The 11,724-nt window shown below is 73.7% G+C and carries 9 protein-coding genes; 7 read left to right on the top strand and 2 right to left on the bottom strand.

Annotation, left to right across the window (positions count from 1 at the left end; genetic code table 11):
• Positions 1-142: 142 nt before the first annotated feature.
• The 4 genes from ABD332_RS05015 (at position 143) to ABD332_RS05000 (ending at position 5,863) form a co-directional block, all read left to right on the top strand.
• Positions 143-2,575, top strand: a complete 2,433-nt coding sequence (locus ABD332_RS05015; RefSeq protein ID WP_344499960.1) for a SpoIIE family protein phosphatase — start codon at positions 143-145, stop codon at positions 2,573-2,575.
• A gap of 85 nt (positions 2,576-2,660) precedes the next feature.
• Positions 2,661-3,908 (top strand): calcium-binding protein, encoded by a 1,248-nt coding sequence (locus ABD332_RS05010; RefSeq protein WP_344499958.1) that lies wholly within the window; start codon positions 2,661-2,663, stop codon positions 3,906-3,908.
• 99 nt (positions 3,909-4,007) lie between these two features.
• A complete protein-coding gene (locus ABD332_RS05005) occupies positions 4,008-4,508 on the top strand; it encodes a SigE family RNA polymerase sigma factor (protein ID WP_344499956.1) in 501 nt (166 codons plus the stop codon).
• A complete protein-coding gene (locus ABD332_RS05000) occupies positions 4,505-5,863 on the top strand; it encodes a WD40 repeat domain-containing protein (RefSeq protein ID WP_344499954.1) in 1,359 nt (452 codons plus the stop codon). The genes ABD332_RS05005 and ABD332_RS05000 overlap by 4 nt, the downstream gene beginning before the upstream one ends.
• On the opposite strand, the gene ABD332_RS04995 is transcribed toward ABD332_RS05000, so the two are convergent.
• Positions 5,811-7,481, bottom strand: coding sequence for an MFS transporter (locus ABD332_RS04995; protein WP_344499952.1), 1,671 nt, complete (start codon positions 7,479-7,481; stop codon positions 5,811-5,813). The genes ABD332_RS05000 and ABD332_RS04995 overlap by 53 nt on opposite strands.
• Positions 7,482-7,643: 162 nt before the next feature.
• Between ABD332_RS04995 and ABD332_RS04990 the strand changes: the two genes are divergently transcribed.
• The gene (locus tag ABD332_RS04990; protein WP_344499950.1) at positions 7,644-8,360 is read left to right on the top strand and encodes a VOC family protein; all 717 of its coding nucleotides are present in this window, start codon (positions 7,644-7,646) and stop codon (positions 8,358-8,360) included.
• A 154-nt stretch (positions 8,361-8,514) separates the two neighbouring features.
• On the opposite strand, the gene ABD332_RS04985 is transcribed toward ABD332_RS04990, so the two are convergent.
• Positions 8,515-9,030, bottom strand: a complete 516-nt coding sequence (locus ABD332_RS04985; protein ID WP_344499949.1) for a hypothetical protein — start codon at positions 9,028-9,030, stop codon at positions 8,515-8,517.
• A 69-nt stretch (positions 9,031-9,099) separates the two neighbouring features.
• Here ABD332_RS04985 and ABD332_RS04980 point away from each other — a divergent pair, with 69 nt between their 5' ends.
• Positions 9,100-9,963, top strand: coding sequence for a LysR family transcriptional regulator (locus ABD332_RS04980; protein WP_344499948.1), 864 nt, complete (start codon positions 9,100-9,102; stop codon positions 9,961-9,963).
• Positions 9,964-10,096: 133 nt separating this feature from the next.
• The gene (locus tag ABD332_RS04975) at positions 10,097-11,683 is read left to right on the top strand and encodes a pectate lyase family protein (RefSeq protein ID WP_344499946.1); all 1,587 of its coding nucleotides are present in this window, start codon (positions 10,097-10,099) and stop codon (positions 11,681-11,683) included.
• Positions 11,684-11,724: the final 41 nt, after the last annotated feature.

Raw genomic sequence — 11,724 nt, 5'->3', positions numbered from 1 at the left:
ACCCGTCCCGCACCCGGGCACGTCGTCTGCGAAGCTCCCGGCACCGACGAGGGGTCAGCGTCGCGGTGGTTCGACGACGCGCGGCGGATGCGGGAGGATGACAGGGCGTCACCGGGACGCACCGGGGAGAAGGAGAGGCCCGTTGGGCGAGGACGGCGGCGCGCCGCGCGATGCGCGACTGCTGGCAATGCTCGACGACGACCGGCAGGGCTGGGTGCTCGCCACAGCGGTGCGCGAGGACGGCGAGATCGTCGACTTCGAGATGGTGTACATCAACGACGCCGGCTGCCGGTTCGCGGGCCGGTCCCGCGAGGAGCTGATCGGCCGGCGCTACCGGGAGGTGTGGCCGGAGACCGTGCACGACGGGACGCTGCCGCTCTACCGGGAGGTCGTGGAGACGCGGCAACCCGTCACCCGCACGGTCTACTACGACCGGCCGAGCGTGACCGGGCATTTCGAGATGCGGGTCAGCCCGTGGGGTGACGGGCTCGGGGTGCGGTTCGTGGACCTGCGGCAGCTGACGGTCGCGCCGCAGTCGACGGGTGGCACCCGGCTGTATGACGTCCTCGACGCCGCCTTCGACGGCTTCACGCTGCTGCGGGCGGTGACCGACGGCAGCGGCGCGATCGTCGACTTCGTCTGCGACTACGTCAACCAGCTCGGCGCGAAGCTCGTCGGCCGCACCGCCGAGGAGGTCATCGGGCACCCGCTCAGCGAGGTGTCACCCGGTAGCTGGGACGACGGCCTGTTCGACCGGTGCCGGTCGGTGGCCGAGACCGGCGAGCCGTGGCTGGAGCAGCGGCCGTATCCGCAGGTCGGCCAGGTGTGGGAGGTGAAGGTCGCCCGGGCGCGGGCCGACGCCGGCACGCCGGCCGTGGCGGTGTCGTTCCGGGAGGTCACCGACCAGGTCGGGCAGCAGCGGCACCTCGCCGCCGTCGCCGCGGAGGCCGAGCGGGCCGCCGCCCGCGCGACGGACGCGGCGGCCCGCGCCACGGCGCTGCAGACGGCGACGACGGCGCTGGTCGCGGCCAGCACGACCGCCGAGGTGTATGCGGCGATCGGCTCGGTGCTGCGCCCGTCGGCGGGCGGCCAGGGCCTCGCGCTCCTGCTGCTGCACGAGCAGCAGCTGCAGCTGCGGTTCCACGACGGCTACGAGCCCGACGTCGTCGAGAAGCTGCGGGAGCTGCCGCTGGACCACCCCTATCCGGCGACGGCGGTCGCGCGGACCGGGCAGCCGCTCTACCTGACGTCCCTCGCCCAGTTCCAGGCCGCGCAGCCGGACCCGGCGGTGGCGGTGCCGGCGGGCGAGCGGCAGGCCTGGGCGTTCCTGCCCCTGGCGGTCGGTGGTGAGGTCCTCGGCACGCTCGTCGTCGGCTACCGCAGGCCGCGCGAGTTCGACTACGACGAGCAGGCGACGCTCATGGCCCTCGCCGGCCTCGGCGCCCAGGCGCTGCAGCGGGCGCTGCTCTTCGAGGCGCGCACCACGCTCGCGTCCGCGCTGCAGCGGGCGCTGCTGCCCGCGACGCTGCCGCGCGTGCCGGGGCTGCGCCACGCGGCCAGGTACCTGCCGTGGACCCACGGCGTCGACGTCGGCGGCGACTGGTACGACATCATCGACCTCGGCGAAGGGGCCGTCGGCGTCGTCATCGGCGACGTCGCCGGGCACAGCGCGGCGGCCGCGGCGACGATGGGGCAGGTCCGCAACGCGCTGCGCGCGTACGCCGGCGAGCGGCACAACCCGGCCAGCGTCGTGCACCACGTCAACCGGCTGGTGCTGGACCTGCACCCGGACACCATCGCGACCTGCTGCTACCTGGAGGTGCACCTCGCGGAGGGCACCGCCACCGCCGTCTCCGCCGGGCATCCGCCGCCGATGCTGCGCACCGCCGACGGCGTGCACCGGCTGCAGCTGCGGCCGTGCCCGCCGCTCGGCGTGACCCCTGACGCGGTCTACCTCGACACGACGCTGCTGATCCCGCAGGCGGCGACGCTGCTGCTCTACACCGACGGCCTCGTCGAGGACCGCCGGCACCCGATCGACCAGGGGCTGCGGGAGCTGCGCGCGGCCCTGCACAGCGCGCCGACCCGCGACCCCGGCGGCACCCTGGACCACATCCTCGGCAGCGACGTCGGCCCGCGGCCCCGCACCGACGACGTCGCCGTCCTCTGCCTCACCAGCGACGCCGTGCCGACCGCGCCGCCGACCGCGCGGCGCCGCTTCCGGGGCGAGGCGATCAGCGCGTCGGCGGCCCGCCGCTTCGCCGCCGACATGCTCACCGCGTGGAAGCAGGCACCGATCATCGACGACGCGCTGCTGCTGCTCGACGAGGTGATCACCAACGCGATCCAGCACACCGTCGGTGACGTGACCGTCGAGCTGAGCCTGGGCGAGTACCTGCGGGTCACCGTCCACGACACCAGCATCCGCCCACCGGAGCGCCGGACGGCACCGGACGGCGCCGACCGCGACAACGGCCGCGGCCTGCACATCATCGAGCAGCTGGCGGCCGCGTGGGGCTCCGAGCTCGTCCCGACCGGCGGCAAGCTCGTCTGGTTCGACCTGCCCCGCGTCTGACCGGGGATGCCAACCTGGTCACGCAGCGTGTCGGAAAGCTGACCCCGTCGGGGTGGCCGCCAACCGTCGCTGGTACCACGACTGCATGATGCGACGGCTGGCCGCGCTCACTGTGGCGGCGACGATGAGCACGGTGCTGGTCACGGTCGAGCCGGCGGCGGCCGTGCCGCCCGGCGGATCGGCGGGCACGGACATCTCCCACAACCTGACCTTCAGCGGTGCCCCCGGGTTCGCCAACGACGTCGTGGTGACGAAGTCCGGCACGACCGTGACGATCGACGACACCTATCCGATCAGCGTTTCCGGCGACTGTACGCACCCCGTGCCGGGCGACGACACGGTCGCGCAGTGCACGGTGTCGATGTCGCCCGACATCCACGTCGAGCCGGGCGACTGGAGCGACCGGGTCACGGTGATCGGCGGCGGCTCGGTGCACTGGCTCATCGGTACCGGCGACGGCAACGACACCATCGACCTCACCGGCGTGACCGTCTCCGGCTCCAACGTGGCCGCCGGCAACGGCAACGACACCGTCACGTCCAGCACGCACGGCGAGCAGATCGACGGCGGCGCCGGCACCGACACGGTCAGCTACGCACAGCACCCCGGACCCGTCATCGTCGACCTGAGCACCGGCGACGGCGGCCCCGAGCACGACGGTCTCGCCGCCGTCGAGGCGGTCGTCGGCGGCCCCGGCGACGACACGCTCACCGGCGACGCCGGGGCCAACACGCTGAGCGGCGGCGACGGCGACGACCTGATCAGCGGGGGCGGCGGCAACGACACCCTCCTCGGCGGCGACGGCGCCGACACGATGTACGGCGGCACGGGCGTCGACACGGTCAGCTACGGCGACCACGCGGTCCCGGTCACCGCCAGCCTGGACGGCCTGGCCAACGACGGCGCGCCCGGCGAGGGCGACCTCATCGGCTCCGCCGTGGAGAACCTCACCGGCGGCTCCGCCGACGACGTCCTGTACGGCAACGACTCGGCGAACGTCCTGCGCGGCGACCCGAGCGGCAACTGGCTGCCCATCACCGGCGGCGCCGACACCATCTACCCGCTCGGCGGCAACGACGTCTCGTACGGCCTCGGCGGCGACGACACGATCACCGACGGCGACGGCGCCGACACCATCTACGGCGGATACGGCGCCGACGACCTCCACGGCGGCGCCGGCGGCGACACCATCCACGGCGACCAGGGCGCCGACACGCTGTCCGGCGGCTCCGGCTACGACGCCCTCGACGGCGGCGCCGACATCGACTGGTGCCACGCCGACACCGGCGGCGCCAGCAAGACCGCCTGCGAGTTCCCGGGCCAGCTCCCCTGACCTACCGCGCCGGCCCCGCATCCCGCAGAATTTCCGGGCGGCGGGCACAACCGATCCGGTGGTTGCTGCGATCCAGGAGGTGAGCAGGGAGGGAGCCGGATGCGGGCCGACGAGGAGCACGCCTACGTGCAGTACGTGAGCGACAGGGTGCTCGCGCTGCGCAGGACCGCCTACCATCTGTGCGGGGACTGGCACGAGGCGCACGATCTGGTGCAGGCGACCTGCATCAAGCTGTACCGGCACTGGGGCAGGATCAGCGCCGCGGACTCGCCGGACGCGTATGTGCGGCAGGTGCTCGTGAACGTGTACCTGCAGCAGCGCGGCACGTGGTGGGCGCGCAACGTGCGGCTGTTCACCGACGCCGAGCCCGATCCGGCGCCGGCACCGGCGCTGGAGCACCGGGTCGACCTGCACGCGGCGCTCGCCAAGCTGGCGCCGGGGCAGCGGGCGGTGCTGGTGCTGCGGTACTGGGAGGGGCTCGACGTCGCGGAGACCGCGCGGGTCCTCGGCTGCTCGACCGGCACGGTGAAGAGCCAGACGTCCTACGCCCTCGCGGCGCTGCGCCGCCTCATGCCCGACTACGCCTGGGAGGCGCGGTGAGCGAGCAGCTGTTCCGGTCGGTGCCGCTCGACGAGCCGCCGCTGCCGCCACAGTACGTCGACACCCTGGTCGCGCGGGGGCGCAGGTCCGTGCGGCGCCGCCGGGTCGCCGCGGTGATCGCCGTCGTGGCCGTGCTCGCCGCCGGTCTCGGGCTGCTGCCGCTCGTGCGGCCGGTCGCCGTCGTGCCGGCCGCGCCGGGGGCGACGCCGTCGCTGCCCGACCACATCGCGCCGTACTCGTCGCTGACCAGCACCGTCAGCCGCTCCCCCGGCGGGCGGGCCATCATGCTGTATCAGTTCGGCAACGGCGAGCTGTTCAACCAGTTCCAGCCGCTCGCGCTCGGCGCCGACCGGGACACCTACCGGCAGCTGGACGCGGCCGAAGGGCGCCGCCGCATCCGGCCCTGGCTGCTGTCGCCGGACGGGACGACCGCCGTCCTCACCGACGACCGGATCGCCGTCGACGCGCTGACCCTCGTCGACCTGCCCACCGGACGCCGGCGGGCGGTCCCGCTGCCCGCGCCGACGGGTGCGGTGCCGCTCGCGTTCTCCCCCGACGGGCGGACCCTGGCGTACTCGGCGGTGCCGATGCCGATGGGCGACCCATACAACAGCACCCTCGGCGAGTCCCGCCGGACCGGCGTGCTGACCCTGGTGGACCTCCCCACCGGCCGGCACCGCACGCTGAGCGGCGTGACTCCGGTCTTCGCCGCGTCGTTCGCGCCCGACGGGCAGCGGATCGCGGTCCAGACCGGGCCCCAGGTCCAGATCGTCGACCTCGACGGCACGGTGGCGCGGACCGTCGACCTGCCCGCCGAGCACATCCTCACCATGAACGCCGCCTGGTCGCCGGACGGCCGGCTCCTCGCCGCGACCGGCGCCACGACCTCCAGCGGCGGCGACGGGGTCACGTACTACCACCGGCGGATCGTCTTCGCCGACGCCACCGGGAGCGGGTCCGTGCCGGCGCCGGTCGCGGCGGAGGAGATGCTCGGGTGGCGGTCAGGCGACCGGATCGTCGCGCTGGTCTCCGCCGGCGAGGGCCCCGGTGAGCTGCGGGACGTGCCGCTGGGCGGCGGGCTGCCCGGCACGCTGCTGAGCCGGTTCGACGCCGGGCAGAGCTGCGAGTACGGGACGCAGACGTGCCAGGCGTACGAGATCCGCATGGCGACCGGGCTGCTGCCGTCGCTGGTGGTGCGCCGCGCCGACCCGGACCGCGGACCGTGGCCCGGGTGGTTCACCGTTACCACCGCCGGCGGCAGCGTGTTCCTGGTCGTCGTGGTGTTCCTGCTGTACCGCCGGATCACCCGCCGACGAGGGGCAGGTGCGTCCCGGGGAGACGCTGAAACGGAATGAGGCCCTCGACCCGGTCGGGGCTCAGCTGGAGCACCTGGTCGGCGTCGACGGACACCGCGAGGAGCATGGCGGTCGGCGTGGGGTCGACGCCGTCGACGAGCACGACCGGGATCTTCCCCGCGTCGATCATCTCCGCGATCGCCGCCGTCTCGTGCGGGTGCGGCGGCGTCTCGGCGGTGACGGCCAGCACGGTGTGCGCCGGCAGGTGCCGGCGCAGACCCGCGACGAGCTGAAACCCGATGCCCGTGCCGCCGTCCCGGCAGACGACCGCCACCTCGTGCCGGGTCGCGAGGGTCGCGAGGACGGCGGTGACGTCGCCGAGGTACGCGCGGACCTGTGGCCCCTCCAGCGCCACGATCGTCGTGGCGGCCTGCGACGCGTCGTCGGCCTGTGCCGCGACATCGGCCGGCGCGGGGAAGGCGACGGCGGCGCCGATCCAGGCGCGCCGGGCCCGCAGGCTGCTCGCGCCGCTGATCGCGGCGGCGGCGAGCAGGATCAGCCCGATCGCGTATGAGCCGTTGATGTCGTGCACGGTGTTGATCAGCAGCGCCGGGAAGAGCCCGACCCCGCTGCCGACGGCGCCGATCACGCCCGTGATGGTGCCGGCCTGGGCGGGCGGCGCGGTGCGCCCGATGAGCGCCAGCACGCTGCCGAACGCGGTGCCCAGCGCGACCGCGACGCCCCCGAGGGCCGGGCCCGCGACCCAGGCGAGCGGCAGCTCGAACGCCAGGACCACCAGCAGCGCGGCGAGGGCGGTGAAGCAGGTGCCGATCACGGCGGTGGGGGCGCGCCGCCGGCACAGCCAGCCACCGAACGGCCCGGCCATCGCGCCGAGACCGACCGCGCCGGCCGCGAACAGCATGGCCACGGTCCAGCCGACGCCGTACGTGTGGTGCAGGTACGCCGGCAGGTACACGTCGAGGGCGACGAGGCCGCCGCACGAGACGCCGTACCAGACGGCGAGATAGCGGGTGACGGGCCGGCGCACCAGGGCGGGAACGGCCGACCAGGCACCCCCCGGCCGCCGCCCGGCGGTGGGACGGTCGCGCAGCACGACGGCGGCCAGCCCGGCGTGGCCGAGCAGCGCGCACGTGAGGATCAGCAGGCCGTGCTCCCGGTCGATGGCGACCGTGGCGCGCACGGCGACCCCTGCCGTGGCGGCGAGGCACATGCCCCCGGCGAGGAGGCTCAACGCGGGCGCGCGGCGGCCGGGCGCGACGGCCCGCACGAGGGCGGCCGCGGCGGCGGGCAGGCCCGCACCCCCGACGCCGAGGGCGCACGCCACGACGACCAGCGCCGCGAGCCCGTCGACGACGGCCAGGCCGGCCGCAGCGACGGCCGCGACGAGGCTCACCACCGGCAGCACGACCCTGGCACCGAACCGGTCGGTCAGCACCCCAGCCGGGACCCGCAGCAGCACGCCGACGACGAGCGGCACGCTGCCGAGCAGGGCCCAGGCGCCCGCGTCGAGCCCGAAGCGGTAACCGAGCTGCGGGCCGAGCGGGCCGATCAGCATCCACACCCAGTAATGCAGGATGTAGCCCGTGACGGCCACAGCCAGCGTGACGCCGGCCCTTCCCGCCGGTGCCGCCCTGCCCGGCGGATCCACCCGCCGCATCAGCATCGTGCCATCAGCCCCGCACCCCCACGCAACACTCGACCTGCCCACCTCGTCTGGTGGACCTCACTCCTCAACGACCTGAGGACGTAGCCGGTTACGCGTGCCCCGGGCGAGATCCCGCGCACGGGTGCGCCGCGGCGGCGGCCGTATCCTCGACCCATGATCGGAACGCTGGACGTCGTGGTCCTGGACGCCGCCGACTACCGCGGCCTGGCCACGTTCTACGCCGAGCTCGCCGGCTGGGAGCAGACCTACGCCGACGACGACTGGGTGTCGCTGCGCGCGAACGACGGATGGAAGGTCGGCTTCCAGCTCGCCCCCGACCACCGCCCGCCGCTGTGGCCCGGCCAGGAGCGCCCGCAACAGGCGCACCTGGACCTCCACGTCCCCGCACTCGAGCCCGCCCTCGAGCGGGTGCTGTCGCTGGGCGGCACCCTGCTGCGCCGCAACGACCGCTGGATCACCGTCGCCGACCCGGCCGGCCACCCGTTCGACCTCTGCTGGCAGCCCGGCAACGACGGCGTGACCCTCCTCGGCCCGGTCGTGGACTGCGCGGATCCGTGGCGCCTCAGCCAGTTCTACACCGCCCTGCTCGGCAAGCCCCTGACCCACAACGACGACGACTTCGCGCAGATCGGCGACAACGGCGACCGCCCCGTCCTCTTCCAGCGCGTCGACGGCTACACCCCGCCGCGCTGGCCGGACCCGGCCCACCCGCAGCAGCTCCACCTCGACGTGCTGGTCGACGACCTGGATGAGGCCGAGGCGGCGACCCTGGCCCTGGGCGCGACCCGGCTCCAGGCCGGCGGCGACACCTTCCGCGTCTTCCTCGACCCGGTCGGCAAGCCCTTCTGCCTCTGCTCCCAGCCCGGCTGACCCACCCCGGCCGGCCCGGGGCGCCGCTACGCCGCTGCGGGCGGGTCCGCCGCGGCGCGACGGCGGCGGCGGAGCAGGCCGGCGGCGCCCCGATCATGCTCGGCATCGCCGGCCTTCTCGCCGGGCTCGCGGGGCTGTTCGCCGCGGTCGTCGTCTACCGCCGCGCGGGCGCCTGATCGAGGCTGCGCAGGATCGCGGCCTCGGCGGCGTCCCACGTCTCGGTGTGGTGCAGCCACGGCGGCGCCGGGGCCGGCTGCGGGCCGAACAGGAACCGGTGCGGCACGATGCCGCGCAGCGCCTCGTGCACGTCGGGCTTGTCGTCGACGAAGTGGGTGATGCCCAGCTCCGCGCAGTGCACGGCCTTCTCGGGCCGCCGCAGGCAGAACCGGAGGTGTTCGCGGGGGATTCCGGTGCGGGCCGCGAACGCGTGATGGTCGAGCCACTGCCGCGTGTGGCGCTGCACCCGCTCGCCGCACTTGGAGACCAGCCACACCTGCTCGAAGCGCGGCACGAGACGGGCGAGGGCCTCCAACGCGCCGGGCACCGCCGGCGTGGCCAGCATCCTGGCGGTGTCGCCGCTGAAGAACTGGGTGTCGCCGCCGCCCGGGGCGGCCCCGCCGATGATGACCCGGCCGATGTCGACGCCGAGCCTGCTGCCTGCTGTGTTCATGTGGTTCAGCGTCGCCGCCGCGGTGCTAGCGCGGAACTATTCTTGTCCGCGCGGCTATAGTCTGAGGTTATGGCAGTGTCGCCGGACGCCCTCGCCGCGTTCGCGGTGTTCGCCGAGCACCTCAACTTCACCCGGGCGGCGGAGCGGCTGCGCATCTCCCAGCCCGCGCTGCACGTGAAGATCGGCAAGCTGGCGCGGGAGCTGGACCGGCCGCTGTACCACCGGGTGGGGCGGCGGCTGGTGCTCACGCCCGAAGGTGAGGCGGTGGCCCGGTTCGCCCGCGCGCACGACGAGCGGCTCGCGCAGTTCCTGGCCGAGTTCGCCGGTGCCGCGCCGCGCCGGCCGGTCGTGCTCGCCGCCGGTCAGGGCGCCTACCTGTACCTGCTGGGCGACACGATCCGGGCGGTGCTGGCCGAGGAGCCGACCCGGCTGCGCCTGATCAACTGCGACCACCGGCAGATGCTCGCCGCGGTGCGGACCGGGCAGGCGCACCTCGGGGTGAGCGTGCTGGACGTGCTGCCCGAGGACCTGACCGTGGCGGAGCTGGCGACGTTCCCGCAGATGCTGTTCGTGCCCGAAGGACACCGGCTAGCCCGGCGCAGGAGCGTCGGGCTGCGCGACCTGGACGGCGCCCGCATGGTCGTGCCACCGCAGCACCGGCCGCACCGGGTGCTGCTGGAGCAGGCGCTGCGGGCCGCCGGCGCCGGCTGGACGGTCGCGGTGGAGGCGGAGGGGTGGCCGCTGATCGCGCAGTTCGTCGCGCTCGGCGTGGGGCTGGCGGTCGTCAACGGCTGCGTGCCGCCGCCCGCGGGGGTCGCGGCCCGCCCGGTCCGGGACCTGCCGCCTATCACGTATCACCTGGTCCATCAACCTTCGGCGATGTCAGACCCGCGAATCACCGGTCTTGCGCAGCGCATTCTTGCCCGCGCCTGAAAATTTCACGGATCCGGATTCCTGCAACAAACCTGCACACCAGAACCCTTGTCGTGGAGGAAAGCGCTTTCCTAGTATCGGGTTCCGCCGATGCTTTGACACCCCCGTCGCATCACCCCCACGGAGGCTTCGCATGAGCCCACAGTCCCGAACACCCCGCCGCCTCGCACTCCGGGCCGGCGTGGCCGCGGCCGCCACCGCCATCGTCGGCACCGCGATCGGCGTCGCCCTGTCCACGCCGGAGGCGTCCGCGGCAACCGGCGGCGTCACCGGCTTCGCGACCCAGAACGGCGGGACCACCGGCGGCGCCGGCGGGCAGACGGTCCGGGCCACCACCGGCACCGCCATCCACGCCGCCCTGTGCAACCGCGCCAGCAGCAGCACCCCGATCATCATCCAGGTCGAAGGCACGATCAACCACGGCAACACGACCAAGGTCTCCGGCAGCAGCTGCAACACCGCCGAGGACAAGATCGAGCTCAAGGAGATCAGCAACGTCACCATCATCGGTGTCGGCGGCGGGGCGGTCTTCGACCAGCTCGGCATCCACATCCGCGACTCGAGCAACATCATCATCCAGAACGTGACGGTCAGGAACGTGAAGAAGTCCGGCTCGCCCACGTCCAACGGCGGCGACGCCATCGGCATGGAGAGCACCGTCCGCAACGTCTGGGTCGACCACGTGTCCCTGGAGGCGTCCGGCGGCGAGTCGGCGGGCTACGACGGCCTGTTCGACCTCAAGGACGACGTGCAGTACGTGACGCTGTCCTACAGCACCCTGAAGAACTCAGGCCGTGGCGGCCTCATCGGCTCCAGCGAGAGCGACCGGGGCAACAGCTACATCACGTTCCACCACAACTCGTACACGAACATCGACTCCCGCACGCCGCTGCTGCGCGGCGGCATCGCGCACATCTACAACAACTCCTACGTGAGCCTCAACGAGTCCGGCATCAACTCCCGGGCCGGCGCGCGGGCACGCATCGACAACAACTACTTCAAGAACTCCAAGGACGTCATCGGCACGTTCTACACCAGCGAGGCCGGCTACTGGCAGGTCGCGGGCAACATCTTCGACAACGTGACCTGGTCGCCGAAGGGCACCGACACCAACCCGGCGGGCCCGAACCCGACGTCCAACACCAGCGTCAGCATCCCGTACAGCTTCTCCCTCGACCCGGCCAGCTGCGTGCCGGACGTCGTGAGCCGCACCGCGGGCGCGAACAAGGGCCTGCAGGTCTCCAACGGCAGCTGCACGCCGACCAGCCCGACCGGCGGTCCGACCTCCGCCGGGCCGACCTCGTCGTCGCCGCGGCCGTCTTCCCCCGGCCCGTCCTCGCCGGGACCCACGCAGGGCGGCACGAACCTCAGCATCGGCGCCGGTTCCGACGGCTCCAGCAAGGCCGACGGCACCAGCTATGGCGACGTCCGCGACGGCAGCATGAGCACGTACTGGTCGCCGTCCGGCACGACCGGCTCCATCTCCATCAAGTGGGGCTCGGCCACCGCGATCTCGCGCATCAACATCCGCGAGGCGTCCGGCTCCACCGGCGTCATCCGCAACTGGCGCGTGCTCAACGGTGACACCGGCGCGGTCCTCGCCTCCGGCACCGGCGCGGGCGTCATCACCTTCACCCGCACCTCGCTGAAGAAGGTCACCTTCGAGATCACCAGCGCCACGGGCACCCCGAAGGTCGCCGAGTTCGAGACCTACGCCTGATCCGCGGGCACGGGCGGCGGGGCCGGATCCTCCGGCCCCGC

The organism is Dactylosporangium maewongense (assembly GCF_039531485.1).
GTDB lineage: Bacteria > Actinomycetota > Actinomycetes > Mycobacteriales > Micromonosporaceae > Dactylosporangium > Dactylosporangium maewongense.
Note: the sequence above shows the minus strand (reverse complement) of the source record. Positions and strands in the feature narration are given on the sequence as shown.